This window comes from Pseudomonas syringae group sp. J254-4, assembly GCF_032586855.1.
Lineage (GTDB): Bacteria > Pseudomonadota > Gammaproteobacteria > Pseudomonadales > Pseudomonadaceae > Aquipseudomonas > Aquipseudomonas amygdali.
On the sequence record NZ_JAWHOO010000035.1, the window covers coordinates 24,266 to 45,267 of the forward strand.

A 21,002-nucleotide genomic window follows, 5' to 3' on the forward strand; every position below is an offset into this window, starting at 1 on the left:
AAAACGGGGAGATAAACGCATGAAAACGCAACTGATGTGTGTTTGCGGGGCGGGTTTGTTGATTGCACAAGGGGCAGGTGCCTACGATTTGCCTGTGGTCAATCTGGGCCTGACCAGCTTTCTGGACGGCGGTTTGCCCGCAGGTCCCGGATGGTACTTGCAAGAGTATTTCCAGAATTACAGCGCTGATCGCCTGCGCGACAAGGACGGCAAGGCTTTGGGTTTGCCGAAGCAGGATCTGGATTATCAGGTCGCGGTGACCCAGCTCAGCTACCTGTCGAACGTGCGTCTGGGCAACGCCAGCCTGGGGCTGAACGCAGTATTGCCGGTGGTGACGCGCATGAAGGTCGACGACGGGCTGAACAACGCCGCGTTGCGCGGCCAGACCGGTATGGGCGATCTGTTGATCGGGCCGTTCATTCAGTTCGACCCGGTGATGGGGCCGGACGGGCCGCGCTTCGTGCAGCGCATTGAGTTGCAGGTCAACCTGCCCACCGGCGAGTACGACGACAAACACGCAATCAACCCTGGCAACAACGCCTGGTCGTTCAATCCGTATTGGGCTGCGACCTACTGGTTCACGCCGAAGTGGACGGCGTCGGTTCGCGCGCACTACTTGTACAACGGCAAGAATGACGACCCGGCACAGTCGTTCGGCAATGTCAGCGACATTCAGGCAGGGCAGGCGCTGCACGCCAACTTCGCGACTGAGTATGCGGTCACCGATCAGCTTCGGCTGGGGATCAACGGTTACTGGCTCAAGCAGATCACCGACACCCAGGTCGACGGTCACGACGTTTCCGGGCGCAGGGAAAAGGTCTGGGCAATCGGCCCAGGTGCCATGTACAGCTTCTCGCAAAACGACCATGTGTTCGTCAACGCGTACTTCGAACAGGATGTCGAAAATCGCCCTGACGGCAGTCGCGTGCAGATGCGCTACGTTCACCATTTTTAAATCACCGCAGGCGCTGCTCCACAGCTGACTCGGGTTTTGCCTGTCGTTGCGACAGGCTTTTTTTCTGCGTGCGAGTTTTCGATATGACCATTCCTTCTAATAGCTCTGCGCCCAACAGGCCTGCACTGATTTGCCGGACCAACCTCCAAGGTCAGATCAAACACTGCTCCGAGGGATTTGCCCGCGAGCATGGTTACGCTCGCGATGAGCTGCTGGAGGCCTCGGTGACGCTGCTTCGTCACGAGTTGATGCCCACCGCTGTCTTTGCAAGCCTGTGGTCGACGCTGGGTCAGGGCACGCCGTGGATGGGCATCGTCTGCAACCGTCACAGGGACGGCAGCCAGCGTTGGCACAATGTGTACATCAAACCGGTGTATGGCAGCGAAGGCGTGCAGGGTTACGGTGCAATCTATCTGCCGTTGAGCAGTGAGCAACAACACCGTGCTCAGGTGTTTTTTGCCCGCTGGCAGCGTCGCGGCTCGCCGGTCTCGCCGGTCTCGCCGGTTGCGGCGATGACTCGCTGGTTGTCGTGGAGCTGGCCGACTTTGCTGGTCGGTTCCGGCATCGCTCTGGCCTGCGCGGCGCTGGAGTCGGCCTGGCTGCAAGGTGCCAGCGCATTGCTGGGTGTCCTTGTGCTAACCGGCTGGCAGAGCTGGCGTCAAAACCGGCAAGTGCGAGCGGTACTGGCGTCACACCCCAAAGCGTTTTCCGCCCCTGCGCTGGCCGGGTTGTACGCTGACATGAGCGCTACGCCAGCGTTGGTCAACATGGCCTTGATCGCCGGAGAGGCACGTCTGCAAACCGCCCTCAGCCGGATTGGCATGAGTGGCCGACTGATTGACGAGCACATGGGCGCGCTGCATGAACTGATCGGCCACGAGGCCCGGCGACTCGAAGAGCAGCGCAGTGAATCCGATCAGTCGGTGGTGGCGTTGAGCGAGATGACTGCGACCATCCAGGAAGTCTCTCGCAACCTGCAACACAGTGCCGAAGCCACCGGCCAGGCGGTGGAACAATCCAGTCAAGGGCAAGCTTTGGCTGAACAGAGCTTGTCGGCCATGCAGCGGTTGAATGCCTCGGTCGCCGAAATTTCCGCTGCGGCCAGCGAGCTTTCGACCGCAACCGAATCCATCGGCAGCATCACTGACATCATCAGCAACATTGCCGGACAGACCAACCTGCTGGCGCTCAATGCCGCCATCGAAGCCGCGCGTGCCGGTGATGCCGGGCGAGGCTTCAGCGTGGTGGCCGATGAGGTTCGGCAACTGGCGACCCGCACCCAGGAAGCCACGCTGAATATTCAGCCGCTGCTGCAGCGTTTTCGCCAGACCACCGAACAGACCGTGCAGCTTACCCATGAGGGGCAGACGCTCTCCCGGCAAGGCATGGCAGCGGTCACGTCGGTGCGTGAAAGTTTCTCTCAGGTCAACGAAGCGCTGGACCGGATTTCCTCCATGAGCGTGCAGATCGCCAGCGCCATGGAGCAGCAGGGGCAGGTCGCTGAAGACCTGAACCAGCAAGCCATGCGGATCGCCGACGCCTCGCGACAAAGCGCGGCCAAGGCACTGGATGGCCGACGCATCAGTGAGGAAATCGGCCATCAGGTGGAGGGTTTGAGGAGCCTCGCCGAGCGCTTTGATCGTTAGCGGTTACGGCTACTGTCTCGCCAGGCTGAAGATTTGTGACGCAGAGCGTCATGAACTGCATGCCAACGCGGAGCATGGGCACGATAGTTATAAATCTCGTGGGAGCCTGCGGCCAATCAAAGCAGATTTGTGGATGACAAAGAGCGTTGCACAGGGGCGATCAGTGTCGGCTGCCGCGTTCCAGCGTCTGCGAGGGCAGCTCGCCGAACAGGCGCTGGTAGTCCTGTGCAAAGCGCCCGAGATGATTGAAACCCCACTGCGAGGCGATGGCCGCGATGTTGTAGCCACTGTGCCCCTGCAACAGGCTGCGCCGCGCAGACTGGAGTCGAAAACGCTTGAGGTAGACCACAGGCGAAACGCCGAAGTGCGTCTTGAAACTGTCGTGCAGTTTCTGCGGCCCTATACCGGCCGCGCGTTCGATATCGATCAGGTGGATATCATCGCCGCAATGCTCTTCGATGAACTGTTGCGCCCGTTTCAGAAACGCCGGACAGCGGCTCTGGACCTTTTCGTTCAGGGCCGCCGAATAGTTGTTCGGCTGCGAGAGAATCAAGCCTTTGATCAGGCTGCGCTCCAGGTCCCGTGCCATCGGCAGGTGCTCGAAATAGTCGCTGTCGCCGTCCATTTCATCGACCAGATACCGCACCATGCGCCACCACGAAGCCGTGGCACCCAGTTCGGCATTGATACACGGCTCGAACACCAGCGGCGCTTGGGCCGGACGCTCCAGCAACTCGTCCAGCACGCGCTGCATTGAGCAGCAGTCAATCGCCACCTGCAACTTGCGGCAGTTGCCGGTGATGCTCAGTCGCTGCGAGTCGAACGGCGAAATAATCAGCCCGGTCCCGGCATTGGAACGCAACAGCCCCTTGCCGCAGTCAAGCTCCTGCTCGCCGTCCAGCGGCAGGCTGATGCTGTAGCTCTTCAACGAACTGCCGGGCTCGACGCCGATCACCACATCGGTGCCGTACTGTATACGCCCCAGCACCGTAGACATTGCGCTGAGCACGTTCGCCGAATGTTCGAATTCCAGGCAATGCGGAGCGCTGGCCTGAAGGCTGTGCGGGCCGCAGATGGTCGACATCCAGGCCCGCGCGCCGTCCAGATCATGGTGCGCGGCATGAAGGCCGTGGGCGCGCGAGTCGTTGGGCAAAACAGCTTCACTCTTCATATCGATGCCCTGCCGGTAGGTCTGCCGGTAAGTCCGGTCTGGTTCTGATCAGGTTCTGCTCACGTTACTGCAGCGCGTATGCCGCCTCTATCCACTTACTGCAAATAACCGCAAAACGGATAGGTTCTGCCGGGAAAACGGATAGAAGGGCAGTGCTGCGGGGCGTTCAATCAGTTCAAGGCTGATGACTCTAAAAAGGAGCCCCCTGATGAGCAGCGCAAAAACCGTAAGCCAATGGCAGCACTTCGTTGAAGGTTGTCTGGATTTTCGTCCCGTCGAAGGTGTGTACCGCATTGCCCGGGAGATGTTCACCGAGCCCGAGCTGTTCGATCTGGAGATGGAACTGATCTTCGAAAAGAACTGGATCTACGCCTGTCATGAAAGCGAAATTGCCAATAATCACGACTTCATGACAATGCGCGCCGGTCGCCAGCCGATGATCATCACCCGTGATGGCAGCGGCCAGCTCAATGCATTGATCAACGCCTGTCAGCATCGCGGCACCACCCTGACCCGGGTCGGCAAGGGTAACCAGTCGACGTTTACCTGCCCGTTCCATGCCTGGTGTTACAAAAGCGATGGCCGCTTGGTCAAGGTCAAGGCACCCGGCGAGTACCCGGAAGGCTTCGACAAGGCCACGCGTGGTCTGCGCAAGGCGCGCATCGAGAGCTACAAGGGGTTTGTTTTCATCAGCCTTGATGTGCATGGCAGCGACAGCCTTGCCGACTACCTGGGCGATGCCAAGGTATTTTTCGACATGATGGTCGCGCAGTCGGCTACCGGTGAACTGGAAGTGCTGCCGGGCAAGTCGGCCTACACCTACGACGGCAACTGGAAACTGCAGAACGAAAACGGTCTGGACGGTTATCACGTCAGTACCGTGCATTATAACTACGTCGCCACGGTGCAGCACCGCCAGCAGGTCAACGCCGAAAAGGGCGCAGCGGCGGGCAGTACGCTGGACTACAGCAAGCTGGGGGCCGGTGATGCAGACACCGACGACGGCTGGTTCTCGTTTCACAACGGTCACAGCCTGCTGTTCAGCGACATGCCCAACCCGAGCGTGCGCCCCGGTTACGCGACCATCATGCCGCGCCTGGTGGAGGAATACGGGCAGAGCAAGGCTGAATGGATGATGCACCGGCTGCGCAACCTGAACATCTACCCGAGCATGTTCTTCCTCGACCAGATCAGCTCGCAACTGCGCATTATCCGCCCGCTGGCCTGGAACAAGACCGAAATCAACAGTTTCTGCCTGGGCGTCAAGGGCGAGTCCGACGCCGACCGCGAAAACCGCATTCGCCAGTTCGAAGACTTTTTCAATGTTTCCGGGCTGGGCACGCCGGATGACCTGGTGGAGTTTCGCGAGGCCCAGCGTGGCTTTCAGGCGCGCCTGGAACGCTGGAGCGACATCTCGCGCGGGTACGAAAAATGGGTCGAGGGGGCAACACCCAACAGCGAGGCCATCGGCATCTCGCCGGTACTCACCGGCACCGAGTTCACCCACGAAGGGCTGTACGTCAATCAGCACGGTAACTGGCAGCGCTTCCTGCTTGAAAGGTTGGCACGCAAAGCCGCTGAAGAACACTCCCTGAAACTGCGTGAGGTCTGAACATGAGCGCCCAATTGCAGTACCGCATCGAGCAGTTCCTGTACCACATGGCCGAAGTCTGCGATGCCCAGGATTGGGATCGCTACCTGGACCTGTTCAGTGAAGACAGCGAGTTCCACCTGCCGCAATGGGATTCGGAGCATGTCTACACCACCGATCCCAGAAAAGGCATGTCGCTGATCTATTACCCCAACCGTGGCGGCCTGGAAGATCGTGTCTACCGCCTGCGTACCGGCAAAGCGGCGTCAACCATCCCGATGCCGCGCACGCTGCACCTGATCAGCAATGTGGGCATCGTACCTGCGGGTGAGGGTGCAAATGGGCAGGCGGGCGAACTGGACGTGCAGGTCAACTGGCACACCCTGTATTACCGCCTGCAAGTTGCGGAGCAGTTCTTCGGACGCGCCAGCTATCGCCTGCGTCCTGATGGCGACAGCTGGAAAATCGCCCGCAAACACGTGGTGCTGCTCAACGACACCATCAACTCGGTGCTCGATTTCTATCACCTCTGAGGTAGCGGGGCGGACATGACTTATAAGGTCGCTTTCAGTTTTGCTGACGGCAAGACGCTGTTCTGCAACGTGCAGAACAATGAACTGTTGCTGGATGCTGCGTTACGCAGCGGGATCACGTTGCCGATGGATTGCCGCGAAGGCGTGTGCGCCACCTGTCAGGGGCGTTGCGAGTCGGGGCAGTACACCCAGGATTACGTGGACGATGAGGCGCTTTCGGCCAGCGACCTGGCGCAGCGCAAGGTGCTGAGCTGCCAGACCCGGGTGAAGTCCGATGCGGCGTTCTACTTCGATTTCGCCTCCAGCCTGTGTGACAACACCGGCCCGAGCGCCCTTCAAGGCAAGGTCAGCCAGGTCGAACTGGTTTCGCAGGGCACCGCCATTGTTCAGGTGACGCTGGATGAGCAGGCCAGTGGGCTGGATTATCTGCCCGGCCAGTACGCCCGGTTACAAATTCCCGGCACTGATCTGCGTCGCTCTTATTCGTTTGCCAATGCTCCCGGCAGTAACACGCTGGAGTTCCTGATTCGCCTGTTACCTGACGGGGCGATGAGCAACTACGTGCGTGACCGCTGCCAGGTGGGCGACGTGATTCAGTTCGAAGCACCACTGGGCACGTTCTACTTACGCCATGTCGATCGGCCGCTGACGCTTGTCGCCGGAGGTACGGGGCTGTCCGCCTTCCTCGGCATGCTTGATCAGATCGCCGCCAAAGGAGGCTGCGGGCAGCCCGTGCACCTTTATTACGGCGTGCGTACGGCGCAGGACCTTTGCCAGCTTGCGCGAATTGAAGCCTACAGTCAGCAGATTCCCGGGTTCAGGTTTGTCCCGGTGGTCAGCGAAGAGCAGGCCGGCTGGAGCGGAAGGCGCGGCTACATCGTCGATCACCTGGACGCCGCTGCATTGGCCGAAGTACCCACAGACATTTACGTGTGCGGGCCGCCACCGATGGTCGAGTCCATCAAGGACTGGCTGCACGGGCATTCGCTGGACGCCTCGCGTTTGTACTTCGAGAAATTCGCCGACAGCAGCGTTTGACCGGCCGCCTGACGCCAGTCGTTGCTCCAGAACAATTACCCAGCAGACGGAACCCCCATGAGTGCCATCACGATCGAACGTTTCGAGACCCTGATCGTCGACCTGCCGACGATTCGTCCGCACAAACTGGCCATGCATACCCTGCACGGTCAGACACTGGTCATCCTGCGCATTCGGTGCAGTGACGGCATTATCGGTATCGGCGAGGCCACCACCATCGGCGGTCTGGCGTATGCCGGAGAGAGCCCGGAAAGCATCAAGGTGAACCTCGACAAATGGTTCGCTCCGCTTCTTGTCGGGCAAGACGCCACCAACCTCAACGCGTTGATGCAGCGCGTAGATCGTGCCATTCGCGGCAATACGTTCGCGCGTTCGGCGGTTGAAACGGCGCTGCTTGATGCCCAGGGCAAGCGCCTTGGGTTGCCGGTTGCCGAATTGCTTGGCGGACGCGTGCGCGACGGTGTGGAAGTGGCCTGGACACTGGCCAGCGGCGATACCGGCAGGGACATCGAAGAAGCCGAGCGCATGCTGGAAATGCGCCGTCACCGGCATTTCAAGCTGAAGATCGGTGCCGGTGAACCCGCCCGTGATATCGCTCATGTTGCGGCGATCAAGCGGGCATTGGGTGATCGAGCCAGCGTGCGTGTCGACATCAATCAGGCGTGGAGCGAGGCGGTGGCCATACGTGGCTGCCAGTTGCTTGCAGAGGCGGGCGTCGAGTTGATCGAGCAGCCGCTTTCGCGCCACGACCGTGCGGCCATGGTTCGTCTGAATGCTCGCAGCCCGATTCCATTGATGGCCGATGAAGCCATTGAATCGGTGCAGGACAGCTTTGCGTTGGCGCAGTCGGGTGCAGCGTCGATTTTCGCTCTGAAAATCGCCAAGGTCGGCGGCCCGCGTGCCGTGTTGCGCACCGCTGCGATTGCCGAAGCCGCCGGTATCGGTTTGTACGGCGGGACCATGCTGGAGGGTAGCGTCGGCACGCTGGCAGCAGCTCACGCCTTCGCCACACTCGACCGGCTGGAGTGGCACACCGAACTGTTCGGGCCACTGCTGCTGACCGAAGACATTCTGGTCGAGCCTCCGGTCTATCGCGATTTTCAACTGATCATCCCCGACACCCCAGGGCTTGGGCTGGAGCTGGATGCTGAGCGTCTTTCGCACTTTGCCCGCAGCTGATCTGCCGGAGCACAAGACTAGCCACGAGGATACCCACAACATGCTTTTCCACGTCCGCATGACCGTCAAACTTCCGACCGATATGCCGGTCGACAAGGCCGCTCGACTCAAGGCTGATGAAAAGGCCCTGGCCCAGCGTCTGCAGGAAGAGGGCACCTGGCGCCATCTGTGGCGCATCGCCGGGCTGTACGCCAACGTCAGTATTTTCGACGTGGCGGACGCCCAGGCGCTGCACGACACATTGCTGCAACTGCCGCTTTATCCCTACATGGAAATCGAGGTTACGGCCCTGTGCAGGCACCCGTCTTCCATCCATCAAGACGACCGCTGAGTTCGTACCTTTTCAGCCCGACACCGACAAAACAACAATGAACACCGATGAGGAAAAGACCATGAGCGTACGCATTTCCCAGACCGACGATGTGCAACAGTTCTTCAATGAGGCTTGCGGCCTTGACCAGCCAGGTGGCAGCCCGCGAATGAAAAGCGTTGTGCACCGGGTGCTGACCGACACGATAAAAATCATCGAAGACCTGCGTATTACGCCGGAAGAGTTCTGGAAAGCCGTCAATTACCTCAACGTGCTTGGCAGCCGTCAGGAAGCCGGTTTGCTGGTCGCAGGGCTGGGGCTCGAGCATTACCTTGATTTGCTGATGGACGCTGAAGACGAACAGGCCGGGCAGACTGGCGGCACCCCGCGGACCATTGAAGGGCCGCTGTATGTCGCGGGGGCTCCGCTGTCCGATCACTATGCCCGCCTGGACGATGGTCAGGACCCTGCAACCGTACTGTTCATGACCGGCCAGGTTCGCGGCACCGATGGAGCGCCGCTGGCCAATGCCATCGTCGATGTGTGGCACGCCAATACCGGGGGCACCTACTCGTATTTCGACCCGTCGCAATCGGCTTTCAACCTGCGTCGCCGGATCCGCACCGATGCACAAGGGCGCTACCGCTTCCAGAGCATCGTGCCATCAGGCTACGGCTGCCCGCCGGATGGGCCGACTCAGCAATTGCTCGACCAGTTGGGTCGTCATGGTCAACGTCCGGCACACATTCATTTCTTCATTTCAGCGCCTGGCCATCGTCACCTCACCACGCAGATCAATCTGGCGGGCGACAAGTACCTGCACGATGATTTTGCCTACGCCACGCGCGATGAACTGATCGCCGAAATTCGCTTCACCGAAGACGCCAATGGCCGCCACGCAGACATAGACTTCGACTTTGTGCTCCAGCCTGCAACGACTGTCGAGGACGAACGCCGCCAGGAACGCCTACGGGCACTGGAAGTCTGAGTCGAGCGCAGCCGCCACTCAAGATCGGACGCGGAGTGTCCAGAACGGCATTCCTACGCGGAGCGTGAGGAACGATACCCTGACTATCGTGCGTCGCTCCGCGTCGTCATGCCGTTCGGGAGCGTGAGGAACGATCATCGCAACTATCGTGCGTCGCTCTGCGTCGCATGCCGTTCTGGACGCTCCGCGTCCTCTTGTGGCGCAGAGCGTCCAGTGCTGGAATCATCAGGGCTAGGTATAACAAGCCAGGTGGTGAGTGTCGTCAATGACTGACGCGGGAGGATGCATGCAGTATTCGGGCGAGGGCTTTTCTATAAGGGTATTGGCGTTTGATGATTGCGAGTTGATCAACCGGTACGAAAAGGCCAATCGCAAGCATCTGCAGCCTTGGGAACCGTTCAGGGACGATGACTATTTCATTCTCGAAAACGCCAGATCCAGGGTTCAGCAGCAGTGGGAAAGCATGCAGTCTGGCAGTGCAATTTTCTTCCTCGTCACCGAGCCAGACGGCGGCGAATTGCTGGGGCGGTGCAGTTACACGAATATCGTGAGGGGCGTTTTTCAGGCCTGCAACCTCGGCTTCTCGCTGGCAGAGACTGCTCAGGGGCGTGGCTTGATGCAAAGGGCGCTTGAGGTGAGCAATCGCTATTGTTTCGAACAGATGGGGCTGCATCGAATCATGGCCAGCCACATGCCAGCCAATATACGCAGCGAGCGACTGCTGCAATCACTCGGCTTCGAAAAGGAAGGGTACGCGCGCGCCTACCTGAAAATTGCCGGCGTCTGGGAAGACCATGTCCTGAGGGCACTGATCAATCCGAGCGAGGCCTGATAGCGGAGCGAACGCCCTTCCTACTTCTGCGCCACGTCATCCTTTTCCCAGCCGCCGCCGAGTGCCAGAAACAGGTTGATCTGTCCCATGGCCACCTGGGTGTTGGCTTCGGCCATTTGTGCACGCACGTCGGTGTAAGTGCGTGTGGCTTGCAGGTCAGCGAGGAACGAGGCGCGTCCGGCCTGGTAGAAGCGGTGGGTCTGGTCAGCGGCTTCCTTGGCCGATTGTTCGGCTTCCTTGAGAGCATCGCGACGGTCGAGCAGGGCGGTGTATTGCGCCAGACCGGTCTGGGTCTCACGGATGGCGTTCAGCACTACACCGTCAAAGCGCGCCAGTGCAGCCTGCGCCGAGGCTTCAGCCTGATGGATACGTGCGCGTGAGCCGTTGGACGGGATGGTCCAGTTCAGCAGCGGCCCGAAGCCCCAGCGGTTGGCGGCCGGTTTGCCGAGGTTCTCGATCAGGCCGGTAGTGCCGATGCTCGCGCCGATGCTGATGTCCGGATACAACTCGCCGGTGGCAACACCGATCTGCGCAGTCGACATCGCCAAATGACGTTCAGCCTGACGCACATCCGGGCGGCGTTTGAGCAGTGCTGCGCCGTCGCCTACCGGCATGACCTGCGCAATGTGCGGCAGCGCATTGCAGCTGCTGACCCCGGCGGGCAGTTGCTCGACAGGTTTGGCCAGCAGCATCGACAGGCGGAACATCGCCGCCTGACGCCGCGCTTCGTAACGGGGCATTTCGGCGCGCAATGACTTGAACTGCGTCTGCGAGCGAGTGACCTGGGTTTCATCGCCTCGCCCGGCATCGCGAAGACGCTGGTTGAGGGTTACGCTCTGTTGCTGCAGGTCCAGCGATTCGCGGGCGATGTCGAGCTCTTCGTTGGCCGCGCAAATCTGCGTGTAGGCCCGAACCACATCGGCGACCACGGTGATGCGTGCGGTATCGACCGCCGCCTGATTTGCATCGACATTGGCCTGCGCCGCTTCGATGCCGCGCTGCAAGGTGCCGAACAGATCGAACTGATACGACGTGGTCAGGCCCACATCCCCGACATTGGCGACCGGCACCTTGTCGGTCAGCAAAAACGCTTCGCCCGACTCCTGCACGCGCTGTGCGCCAATTTTCGCGCCGTTGGTAAAACCGCCCGCCGCTTCGGCCTCCGAGGTCTGGTAGCGGGCACGCTGCAGGTTGGCGGCGGCGATGCGCAGGTCGGTATTGGAGGCAATGGCCTGGCGCACCAGTTCATCCAGACGCGCATCCTGATACAGCCGCCACCAGTGCGCAGGCACCGGGGCCGACACCGTGTTGACCGAGCGCCCGGCCAGCTCGCCCTGTAAATCCGGACGATTAATCGCGCCATCCTTGGGCAACTGGTAATCCGGCCCGACTACCTGACAGGCCGACAACACGGCAGTAAAACCGAGTGCGGCCACGCGCAAGGCACGTTTCATCGTGTGCGCTCCTGCGTATCGTCGATGATTGACACCGTTGCAGTACGCCCGGCGATCATGCGGAAGTCGGCAGGTACGTCATCGAAAGCAATGCGCACCGGAATGCGCTGTGCCAGACGCACCCAGCTGAAGGCCGGGTTGACGTTGGGCAGCAGGTTCGAGCCGCTGCTGCGGTCGCGGTCTTCGATACCTGCAACGATGCTCACCACATGGCCGGTCAGCCGTGCGTTGTCACCGATGACGCGAATGTCGACGCCCTGGCCGACATGAATGCCGTCCAGTTTGGTTTCTTCAAAATAGCCGTCGATGTGGAACGATGCGGCATCGACCACCGACAACACCGGACGCCCGGCGGTGACAAATTCATGGTCTCGGGGCGCGCGGTCGTTAAGGTAGCCGTCCACCGGGCTGCGGATCACCGAACGATCCAGATTCAACTGCGCGGCATCCACTGCGACCTTTGATTCACCAAGCGCAGAAAGGGCGCGGGCTTCGCGGGACTGGCTTTCTTCCAGTTGCTCACGCGCCACCAGGTTGCCCAGGCCACGGTTACGCTTGTTCTCGCGGCGTGCCTGCTCCCAGGTTTCCTGGCGCTCGGCGACCGTGGCCTGCGCCTGACGCAAGGCCAGGCGGAAGCGGTCCTGATCGATGGTGAACAGCACCTGGCCCTTGTGCACGGGCTGATTGTCGGTGACTTCGACCTTCTGGATCAGCCCGGACACGTCCGGCGCGATCTGCACGATATCGGCGCGAATATGCCCGTCGCGGGTCCACGGCGCGTACATGTAATACATCACCATGCGCCACACAACGACGGCGGCCAGAGTGACAACCAGCAGGGTCAGGACCACACGGCCCAGTGTCAGTATCGGTTTTTTCATGTCATCAGGTATCGACTTAGAGTATCCACGGCGCCGAGCAACAAAGCGTATAGACCTACGTTGAACAAAGCCCGGTGCCAGACCAGACGGTAGAAGTGGGCACGCGACAGCAGCGCGTGCACGGCGAGAAACAGCAGATAGGCGATACCCATCATCGCCAGGAACGTGGGGATGAAGATCCCGCTGATATCCAGATCACCGATCACAGGGGCGCTCCATCGATGTTATGCGGCAGTTGCTCGGTCAGTTCGCCGCCCACGGTGACAATCTCGACCCCCGGCAACAAGGCCAGACGCAGGCCGCTGAGGGCGTGCAACAGATGCAACCGGGCCGGGTTGTCGCCCATCTCCTGAGCCGTCAACGAACGGCGTGCGCGGTCCATTGCCATCAGCAGGCCGCGGGGCGCGGGCAGCCTTTCACCGGCCTTGCGGCACTGTTTGAAATAGCCGCTGACTTCGTCGATCACCTGACGCAGCAATACCTGAGCCGCAGGCGTGGCGCGGCGGGTGTAGGCCAGCAGGTCGAGCATGTTCAGCGCGACGCGCAGCTCACGCAGGGCAATCCCGGTGTCCTGAGCGGTGAGCGTCAGGCGCGGCAATTGCTGCATCAGGCGGTCGAGCATTTGCACGCCCATGCGCCGGTGTTCGGCCAGAGAAGCGTTTTCACTGAGGCTGGCGATGTCACGCCAGCTGAAACGGGTCAGACGCTTGACCGCCAGTTCGACGCCGAACGGGCGGAACACCAGGGTCCAGATGAAGGCGAACAACAGCCCGGCAGGACCCGCCAGGTTGGAGTTGAGAAAGTTCATGAAGTCCGCGTCGTAGGCGCTCTGAATGCTGATGAACGACGAGGTGTTGACGATGGTCAGCAGTGTGCCGAGAAAGAAACGCGGTTGCACAGTCAGGGTGCCGACGCAGATGAAGGGCACCGCAAAGGCCAGCACCAGCATCGGGAAGTCGTGCAGGTTGGGCAGCACCACGAACAGGTACAGGCTGGCAAATACCACCGAAAGCAGGGTCCAGAAGAAGAACCGGTAGATTTGCGGGGCAGGGTCGTCCATGGCTGCAAAGAAGCTGCACGACACTGCTGCCAATGCCACGGCACTGGCACCGTCTTTCCAGCCCAGCAGAATCCACAACACCGATGCAGCGATGATCGCCAGTACCGTCGAAGTCACTGAGTAGAGCATCAGGCCGCGGTCCAGAAATGGCGTCAGCCGACCCAGACGCCAGTGGCGATAGACCGCGCGCCACTGTGACTGATCGTCGGTCTTGATCGCGTATTGCAGGGTTCGGCAATCCAGCCACAGGTCGATCCACTCGCCGAGCCTGAACAGTGTATTGGAGAGCAGCAGTTGATCGCGGTCGTCCAGTTGTGTGGAGTTCGGCTGAAGGCGTTCCAGCTCATCGTGCAACTGTTGCCATTGCTCCCGTTGCGGGCCGTCGGCAGTGCTTTCAAGCCAGTCGCAAGCTTTTTGCAGTACGGGTTTCAGGCTGGCCAACAGCTCGGGCGTGCGTCGCTCCAGCGCCCACAATGCGTCATCCAGTGCATCAATGACCGGCAAGAGGTGGATCATCCGGCCGCGCAGTTCACTGGCGTTGCGTACGGTTTGCTTGCGTGCACCCTCGTGACTCAACTGGCCGATCATCATTTCCAGCGAGTTGAAGCTGCCGACCATCGAATTGCGCAGTGCGCCGATTTCCTCGGGCTCACAGGTGCGGCTGATAAAGCGCTGGCTGTAGGTCGAGGCGTCACTGAACCATTTTTCCGTGGTGGCCTGAAACACCGGTGCCAGGCGTCTGGGCCAGAACATCGCACCCACGACGGCGGCGCAGATGATGCCTAGAAAAATCTCTTCGGTACGCGACACGGCGATGTCGAATACGGCCTGCGGGTTGTCGACCACCGGCAGGGAAATCAGCGGCATGGTGTAACCCGCCAGCATCAGTGCGTAGCTGTTGGCCGTGCGCAAGTGCAGGGACAGAAACAACAGCGTGCCGGTCCACAGCCCGACCACGATGGCCAGTAGCAAGGGCGTCTGTACGAACATCGGCACCAGCAATACCGATGCAGCCGCGCCCGCCAGAGTTCCGGCGGCCCTGTACAGGGCTTTGGAGCTGGTCGGGCCGACAAAGGGGCTGGAGACAATGTACACCGTGGCCATGGCCCAATAGGGGCGAGGCATTTCCATCAACAGCGCGATGTACAGCGCCAGCATCGACGCGCCGAAGGTACGCACGCCGTAGAACCAGTCGCGTGCCGGTGGGACGCTGGAGAAAAATCCGTTCAAACCTGCCCCCCGTGCTCACCTTGTGCAGCCTCGGCGAAGGCCTGAAATACCCGCAAGGTGGCTTCGAGATCGGCAGGTTGAAGGCCCTGAAGCACATCCGCCCGCAGACGCGTCAGCTCCTGTTCTATCGAGCCTGCCAGCGCACGACCCTTGTCCGTAAGGCTGAGGGCCTTGGCGCGGCGATCATTGGGGTCTTCGCTGCGGCAGACGATGCCGGCCTTGCACAGTTGGTCGAGCAGGCGCACCAGTGTCGGGCTTTCCATGCCGGCCGCCTGCGCGACTTTTACCTGATGCACGCCGTCACCCAGGCGCGCAATGGCCAGCAGTGGCCCGGCACATGCCTCAGAAATTTCATAGGTGACCAGTGTGTTCTGGCAAATGCGTCGCCATTGGCGAGAGGCGGCTACCAGGCCGCTACTGACAGCGCGATGCAGTGGGTCGACAAGCATGAATCACCGGGGTTGGGTTGTGAACAATTTAGTTAGGAGCGTTATTGTTAGGGAGGATATTAGTAGGATGCTAACTAATATCTCGTAACAAGTTCTTACAGTCAACCCGTAACTGCCCAGTGGGGCTTTTTGGGTTACAGGGACGTCCGAACGGTTTTTTTGAGGGAGCGTAGAGGCGATGAACGGCTATCTGCGTCCGCTTTTAGCGGTGAAAGTTCATTATTTCAAAAAATAATTGCTACCGTTCGTCGGCAAGAGACCCAGAAGCGCCGAGCTTTTACTCAGCCTCATTCAAAAAAATGGCGCGGCACCCGATAGAAGGGTCCTGATGATTCGCCGCCTGCAGCAAATGGATGGCAATCTGCCTTGTATCGTGATTTGACATCAAAGTAGTGGCATTGGTCTTTTTGTGGCGGTTTATTGGCGTCATTGCGTTGTCGTTGCTGTTTAAAAAATAAACGATTCAGCCGATAGTCTGGATGACCAAACGGGCCAGCACGCCCGTTCCAGAGCCATTCTGTCGGTGCGCAATGCGTACCTTGCGAGCTACTCCATGATCGACCTTGCCACCTGGAATCTTTCCGTCCCTGTCGGAAGTCCCGCGACCATCATCGAAACCCCCAAGTTGGTTAAGGGTTATCGGGATGGCTATTTTCAATCCGGGGATACGCTGTTTTTCTGGGCACCGGTGACCGGTTCCACCACAGAGAACGCCAAGTACCCGCGCTCCGAATTACGCGAGACGACGTCCGATGGCAGGGTCTTCAACTGGGCCTACTCAAGCGCTGACAATTTTCTGCGCGCGACGCTGGAGGTCGATCAAGTGCCTTCCACGGGCAAAATCGTGATCGGTCAGATTCACTGCTACCAGAGCACCGAGCCGCTGCTGAAGGTGGAGTACCAGTACAAGGAGAAGCTGCAGACCGGCAATATCGTCGCCAAGTTTCGTCGTACGCCAGACTCGGAAATCGAGGTCATTACCATTGCGCAGGGCGTGCCGCTCAACAAGCAGTTCAACTACACCATCAACCTGTCGCCCAGCGGCGACCTGACGGTCAATGCCTTCGACGCAGTCTGGTACGCCAAGCTGGATTCAGCCTGGGCCAGTAAACTGTTCTACTTCAAGGCAGGGGTCTATACCCAGGACAATACCGGTTACACCACTGAAGGCGGTTCGGCCACTTTCTACAAGCTGGCCATTGCCCACGAGAAAAAGAATTGATCGTTACGGTCTGGAAGATTCAGACCGCTGGAAATATCAGACTGAAGCAGATTCTGCCGGCGGCGGGTTGAGCCACTTCGACCCGCCCGCCATGCAGGTGCATGATTGCTGTAACAATGGCCAGCCCCAGGCCGTTGGAGTCCGAGCGCTCATGGCGCGAGGCGTCACCCCGATAGAAGCGGTCGAACAGTCGCGCGAGCGTGGCTTGTGGTAATACCGGGCCCTGATTTTCTACCTCGATTCGCCACTGACGATCAACTGCCGCAACACGAATCAGGATTTCGCTGTTTTCATTCGCATAGCGAATTGCGTTGGCAACCAGATTGCTCAGTGCACGGCGCAGCAGGATCGGGTCGGCCAGCAACGTGCCTTGTCCGCTGTGGCTCAGCCGCAGATTACGCTCTTCAGCCAGCCCTTCGAAATAACCAGCCACGCGTTGCAATTCATCGTGCAGGTCCAGCGGTTGGCGTTCCAGCGCAGCCTGGGCTTCGTCCGCTCGAGCCAGAAACAGGATGCTTTCCACCAGCCTTGAGATACGTTCCAGCTCTTCCAGATTGGAAGCCAGCAGGACCTGATATTCGTCGGCGCTGCGGTTCTGGCGCAAGGCAACCTGGCAGTGGCCCATCAGCGAACCGACCGGCGTACGAATCTCGTGGGCCAGATCGGCGGAGAACTGCATCAGGCGTCGATAGCCATCGTCCAGACGGTCAAGCATGGCGTTGAAGGCGTCGCTCAATTGTTGCAGCTCGACGGGCGTATCACGGCTGTCGAGGCGTTTGTGCAGGCTGGCGGGGGTGATTGCGGCGGCATGGGCAGCCATTCTTCGCAGTGGACGCAAGCCGCGACGCAGCAGTACATAACCCAGGGCTGCGGTGATCAGAAACGCCAGGGCCACGGCTATATAGATGCGCTGACGGAAGCTGGCGAGCATGGCCATTTCCTTGACCATCAGGTGCGCTGCCTGCAAACGTACTTCGACACCGTTGGACATCACCTGTACGGCAGCAGCGCGCAACGGCACGCCTTGCAGGCTCATGCCGCTGCGCAGGTCATCGACACGCAGCGGTTGGTCCTGCGCCACGGTCGGCAGTTCCGGCAAGGGCGCGTGCTGCGGGTTGACGGAGATAACCGGTGACTTGCCCGGCTCTCCGATGATGAAGATATCTTCTTCGCTGTCGAGCATGTTCTCGAACAGCTGCGGGCTGCCCTTGAGGTTGTCCATGGTCAGGTCATAGCGCAGCAGCTTGCGAAAGTGGTCCAGTCGCGCAAGCACGGCATGGTCACTGCGTTGCATCACTGTTGCTTCGATTGACTGATACAGATACAGGCCGGCACCGCTGACGGTGAGCATCGCCACCAGGGCAAATGCCAGGGTCGAGCGCAGGGTCAGGGAAGGCTGGCGTCGCATGGCCGTACCTCGCACACATAACCAATGCCGCGCACGGTGTGGATGAGCTTGACCGGGTAGGGCAGGTCGACCTTGCTGCGCAGACGCTTGATGGCGACGTCGACGACATTGGTGTCGCTGTCGAAATTCATGTCCCAGACTTCCGAGGCAATCTGTGCCCGTGACAGCACGTCGCCTTCGCGGCGCAATAACAGGTGTAGCAGGGCAAACTCCTTGTTGGTCAGCACGATGACCTGCTGCTGACGCGTCACGCGGCGGCGCAGCAGGTCCAGTTCAAGGTCGGCCAGATGAAAATGGTCTGCCTCGCGCACCACGCCCCGGCGCAGGATGGTGCGGATGCGCAGCAGCAGTTCAGTGAAGGAAAATGGCTTGACCAGATAATCGTCAGCGCCGAGCTCCAGCCCGCGAATCCGGTCCTGCAACTGGTCGCGAGCGGTCAGGAATAGCACCGGCACGTCCTGCCGGGCGCGCAGCACTTCGATGATCTGCCAGCCATCGATGCCTGGCAGCATCACATCCAGCACGATCAGGTCGTAGGGGTTTTCCAGTGCCAGGTGCAGGCCGTCGGCACCGTGCTGGGTCCAGTCCACCTTGTAGCCGGACTCACCCAGGCCCTTCTTCAGGTATTCGCCGGTTTTGGTGTCGTCTTCAATCAGCAGGATATGCATCGTTTTGTCCGCTACGCTTTTGCCTGCACCCATGGTGCGCCGATGCCGGAGTCTAACCAGTTGCCGACGAGGTGTCCGGCGAATGACAAAAATGTCATTGCCCGGTCATTCTGCGGTGCCGGTAACGGTGCAAGGATGGGTTTCAGATATCAACTGCCAAGGAAGTACCGATGAAGACTGCACTCTCTACTACGTTCGGCCTGCTGTTGCTCAGCGCTGCTGTCATGACTCAGGCTGCTGACATGAAGGTGGTTAAACCGATGCGCGGGACCGTCGACAGCGTCAGCGCCGACACCCTCGATTTCACCACCCGTTCGGGTCAGCACGAAAGTATCAAGCTGACTGACAAGACCGGTATTCGTCTTGTGTCCGAAGCTGACTTCAAGCAAATCAAAGGCGACAGTTTTGTCGGTTCGGCTGCCATCCCGCAGGCGGACGGCACACTGAAAGCGCTGGAGGTGACTGTTTTTGAAGCCAGCCTCAAAGGCAGCGGCGAAGGTCACTATGGCTGGGAAAACGCTGATGGCAGCACCGGCACCATGACCAATGGCACCGTTGGCACGTTGGCTGGCACCGATGGCCGCACGCTGACCGTCAAATACGAGGGTGGCGAGAAGAAGTTGGTGGTGCCGCAGGATGTGCCTATCGCCTACGTCGAGCCAGGCAAGGTTGATCAGTTGACCAAGGGCGCCAAGGTCGTGGTGTTCCCGGCTGACGACGGCAAGTCTGCTCGTGGTGTGGCAGTCGGCAAGGACGGTTTCACTCCGCCGATGTGATCGCCGCCGAGGATGTCAGTGGCTGGCTGCTGCTGACATTCCCGGCCATGCCTGATTCAGAGGAATCTCGACATGAAAACCCGTCCCATTCATCCGTGGCCGGTGCGTCTGACGCATTGGGTCAATGCCGTGGGCATGGTCTGCATGTTCATGAGCGGTTGGGCGATTTACAACGCATCGCCACTGATGCCATTTACCTTTCCCAAATTCCTGACCCTCGGCGGCTGGCTGGGCGGTTCCATTGCCTGGCACTTCGCGGTGATGTGGCTGTTGGTCATCAACGGTCTGATTTATGTGCTGTATGGCGTATTCAGCCGCCACTTCAAACGCGATCTGCTGCCGGTTCGCCCGTCCGAAGTGAAGCGTGACATGAGTGATGCGCTGCATTTTCGCCTGGCCCACGTCAAAGGCCGTTACAACGCGGTGCAACGACTGATGTACTGGCTGGTGTTGATCATGGGCGTGCTGGTCGTGGTGTCCGGGCTGGCGATCTGGAAACCGGTGCAGTTTCAGGGCCTGGTTGCCCTGCTGGGCGGGTTCGATTTCGCCCGCTGGGTGCATTTTGGCGCGATGACGGCCATCGGCGCGTTTGTTGTTGTTCATCTGGTGCTGGTCGTGCTGGTGCCCAGTACCTTGTTACCCATGATTACCGGCGGCCGCCAGCCGAACGAAGACGGAACTGCGCAACCATGAACGAACCTCGTAAACGCATCACCCAGCGCATTCGTCTTGAGCCTGCGCAGCAGAGCCAACTTGTCGATATTCAGCGCCGCTCTTTTCTGCGCGCCGGGCTGACCGTGGGGGCGATGTCGATGCTCACCGGCTGCAACCTGCAGGATGGCGATCAGGTCGATAAAGTGCTGTGGGCCATGTCGCGCTGGAATGACCGGGTTCAGGCCTGGCTGTTCAACGGCCAGAAACTGGCCCCGACCTACAGCAAGGCGCAGTTGACCAACCCGTTCCCGTTCAATGCGTTCTACCCCGAATACAACGTGCCGGAGGTGGAGCTTTCCGACTATCGGCTGGCGGTGTCCGGGCTGGTGCGTGACAAGCAGCCATGGACGCTGGATGCATTGCGCAAGTTGCCGCAACGCACTGACATTACGCGGTTGATCTGTATTGAAGGCTGGAGCGCGATAGGGCAATGGGGCGGTGTGCCGCTGAAGACGTTTCTGGAGTACATCGGCGCCGATACCACGGCACGTTTCGTCGGCTTCAAGTGCGCCGATCGCTATTATTCAAGCCTGGATATGCCCACTGCGCTGCATCCGCAGACGTTGCTGGCGCTGGACTTCGGTGAAGTGGCCCTGCCACCTGATTACGGCTATCCGTTGCGGGTGCGGGTGCCGACCAAGCTGGGCTTCAAGAACCCCAAGCACATCGTCGAGATCTTCGTCAGCAACGAGAATCCTGGGGGGTACTGGGAGGATCAGGGCTACAACTGGTTCAGCGGGATCTAGGAGCGGACGCAGAGCGTCCAGAAATGCATGCCCACGCGGAGCATGGGCACGATAGGTGTTCTCACGGGCTCCTCTCGTTCCTCACGCTCTGGTATGACCCCCGAAGGTTGGACAATTATCCACCTACGCTGCCTTGGCGGCCTGCATTCTG

At 60.0% G+C, this 21,002-nt stretch carries 21 protein-coding genes; 13 read left to right on the plus strand and 8 right to left on the minus strand.

The features are described from left to right. The first annotated feature begins 19 nt into the window (after window positions 1–19). Both RYB09_RS26425 and RYB09_RS26430 read left to right on the plus strand, forming a co-directional pair. Window positions 20–955 (plus strand): transporter, encoded by a 936-nt coding sequence (locus tag RYB09_RS26425; RefSeq protein WP_244394541.1) that lies wholly within the window; start codon window positions 20–22, stop codon window positions 953–955. Window positions 956–1,038: 83 nt separating this feature from the next. Beyond that, entirely contained in the window at window positions 1,039–2,601 is a 1,563-nt protein-coding gene (locus RYB09_RS26430) for a PAS domain-containing methyl-accepting chemotaxis protein (protein ID WP_316890908.1), read from the plus strand. A gap of 160 nt (window positions 2,602–2,761) precedes the next feature. Here RYB09_RS26430 and RYB09_RS26435 read toward each other — a convergent pair whose 3' ends face one another. Next, on the minus strand, window positions 2,762–3,772 hold the full coding sequence (locus tag RYB09_RS26435; protein WP_316890910.1) for an AraC family transcriptional regulator: 1,011 nt from the start codon (window positions 3,770–3,772) through the stop codon (window positions 2,762–2,764). Between the two features lie 208 nt (window positions 3,773–3,980). On the opposite strand from RYB09_RS26435, the gene antA reads away from it, so the two are divergent. From antA to RYB09_RS26470, 7 genes are all read left to right on the plus strand, one after another. Continuing rightward, window positions 3,981–5,384, plus strand: coding sequence for an anthranilate 1,2-dioxygenase large subunit (gene antA / locus RYB09_RS26440; protein WP_410478331.1), 1,404 nt, complete (start codon window positions 3,981–3,983; stop codon window positions 5,382–5,384). 2 nt (window positions 5,385–5,386) lie between these two features. Continuing rightward, the gene (gene antB, locus RYB09_RS26445; RefSeq protein WP_316890912.1) at window positions 5,387–5,896 is read left to right on the plus strand and encodes an anthranilate 1,2-dioxygenase small subunit; all 510 of its coding nucleotides are present in this window, start codon (window positions 5,387–5,389) and stop codon (window positions 5,894–5,896) included. A 15-nt stretch (window positions 5,897–5,911) separates the two neighbouring features. After that, window positions 5,912–6,934 (plus strand): anthranilate 1,2-dioxygenase electron transfer component AntC, encoded by a 1,023-nt coding sequence (antC, locus tag RYB09_RS26450; RefSeq protein ID WP_316890914.1) that lies wholly within the window; start codon window positions 5,912–5,914, stop codon window positions 6,932–6,934. A gap of 57 nt (window positions 6,935–6,991) precedes the next feature. After that, a complete protein-coding gene (locus RYB09_RS26455; protein ID WP_316890916.1) occupies window positions 6,992–8,113 on the plus strand; it encodes a muconate cycloisomerase family protein in 1,122 nt (373 codons plus the stop codon). Window positions 8,114–8,153: 40 nt separating this feature from the next. Beyond that, window positions 8,154–8,444 (plus strand): muconolactone Delta-isomerase, encoded by a 291-nt coding sequence (gene catC / locus RYB09_RS26460; RefSeq protein WP_219169566.1) that lies wholly within the window; start codon window positions 8,154–8,156, stop codon window positions 8,442–8,444. Between the two features lie 61 nt (window positions 8,445–8,505). Then, complete coding sequence (catA, locus tag RYB09_RS26465) at window positions 8,506–9,411, plus strand: catechol 1,2-dioxygenase (RefSeq protein ID WP_219169564.1); 906 nt, start codon at window positions 8,506–8,508, stop codon at window positions 9,409–9,411. 286 nt (window positions 9,412–9,697) lie between these two features. Then, window positions 9,698–10,243: a GNAT family N-acetyltransferase gene (locus RYB09_RS26470; RefSeq protein ID WP_316890919.1), complete on the plus strand. Its 546-nt coding sequence runs from the start codon at window positions 9,698–9,700 to the stop codon at window positions 10,241–10,243. Window positions 10,244–10,263: 20 nt separating this feature from the next. Here the strand turns inward: RYB09_RS26470 and RYB09_RS26475 are convergent, their stop codons facing one another. The 5 genes from RYB09_RS26475 to RYB09_RS26495 are packed head-to-tail and all read right to left on the minus strand — an operon-like array spanning window position 10,264 to window position 15,317. After that, window positions 10,264–11,697, minus strand: a complete 1,434-nt coding sequence (locus tag RYB09_RS26475; protein ID WP_058409104.1) for an efflux transporter outer membrane subunit — start codon at window positions 11,695–11,697, stop codon at window positions 10,264–10,266. Continuing rightward, the gene (locus tag RYB09_RS26480; RefSeq protein WP_230016496.1) at window positions 11,694–12,578 is read right to left on the minus strand and encodes an HlyD family secretion protein; all 885 of its coding nucleotides are present in this window, start codon (window positions 12,576–12,578) and stop codon (window positions 11,694–11,696) included. The genes RYB09_RS26475 and RYB09_RS26480 overlap by 4 nt, the downstream gene beginning before the upstream one ends. Then, window positions 12,575–12,784 (minus strand): DUF1656 domain-containing protein, encoded by a 210-nt coding sequence (locus RYB09_RS26485; RefSeq protein ID WP_005744635.1) that lies wholly within the window; start codon window positions 12,782–12,784, stop codon window positions 12,575–12,577. The genes RYB09_RS26480 and RYB09_RS26485 overlap by 4 nt, the downstream gene beginning before the upstream one ends. Continuing rightward, complete coding sequence (locus RYB09_RS26490; RefSeq protein WP_316890922.1) at window positions 12,781–14,868, minus strand: FUSC family protein; 2,088 nt, start codon at window positions 14,866–14,868, stop codon at window positions 12,781–12,783. Before RYB09_RS26490 ends, RYB09_RS26485 begins: the two co-directional genes overlap by 4 nt. After that, the gene (locus tag RYB09_RS26495) at window positions 14,865–15,317 is read right to left on the minus strand and encodes a MarR family winged helix-turn-helix transcriptional regulator (protein ID WP_002554194.1); all 453 of its coding nucleotides are present in this window, start codon (window positions 15,315–15,317) and stop codon (window positions 14,865–14,867) included. Before RYB09_RS26495 ends, RYB09_RS26490 begins: the two co-directional genes overlap by 4 nt. Before the next feature lie 553 nt (window positions 15,318–15,870). Here RYB09_RS26495 and RYB09_RS26500 point away from each other — a divergent pair. After that, window positions 15,871–16,539 (plus strand): polysaccharide lyase family 7 protein, encoded by a 669-nt coding sequence (locus tag RYB09_RS26500; RefSeq protein WP_005733740.1) that lies wholly within the window; start codon window positions 15,871–15,873, stop codon window positions 16,537–16,539. Window positions 16,540–16,558: 19 nt separating this feature from the next. Here RYB09_RS26500 and RYB09_RS26505 read toward each other — a convergent pair whose 3' ends face one another. Continuing rightward, a complete protein-coding gene (locus RYB09_RS26505) occupies window positions 16,559–17,947 on the minus strand; it encodes a heavy metal sensor histidine kinase (protein ID WP_122280542.1) in 1,389 nt (462 codons plus the stop codon). Further along, window positions 17,926–18,615 carry a heavy metal response regulator transcription factor gene (locus RYB09_RS26510; protein WP_316890925.1) on the minus strand — a complete coding sequence of 230 codons (690 nt, stop codon included), beginning with the start codon at window positions 18,613–18,615 and terminating at the stop codon, window positions 17,926–17,928. Before RYB09_RS26510 ends, RYB09_RS26505 begins: the two co-directional genes overlap by 22 nt. A gap of 170 nt (window positions 18,616–18,785) precedes the next feature. Here RYB09_RS26510 and RYB09_RS26515 point away from each other — a divergent pair, with 170 nt between their 5' ends. The 3 genes from RYB09_RS26515 to RYB09_RS26525 all read left to right on the plus strand — a co-directional run bounded on the left by RYB09_RS26515 (window position 18,786) and on the right by RYB09_RS26525 (window position 20,851). Beyond that, on the plus strand, window positions 18,786–19,391 hold the full coding sequence (locus RYB09_RS26515; RefSeq protein ID WP_002554191.1) for a hypothetical protein: 606 nt from the start codon (window positions 18,786–18,788) through the stop codon (window positions 19,389–19,391). Between the two features lie 72 nt (window positions 19,392–19,463). Further along, entirely contained in the window at window positions 19,464–20,084 is a 621-nt protein-coding gene (locus RYB09_RS26520) for a cytochrome b/b6 domain-containing protein (RefSeq protein ID WP_316890927.1), read from the plus strand. Beyond that, window positions 20,081–20,851, plus strand: a complete 771-nt coding sequence (locus RYB09_RS26525; RefSeq protein ID WP_002554189.1) for a molybdopterin-dependent oxidoreductase — start codon at window positions 20,081–20,083, stop codon at window positions 20,849–20,851. The genes RYB09_RS26520 and RYB09_RS26525 overlap by 4 nt, the downstream gene beginning before the upstream one ends. Window positions 20,852–21,002: the final 151 nt, after the last annotated feature.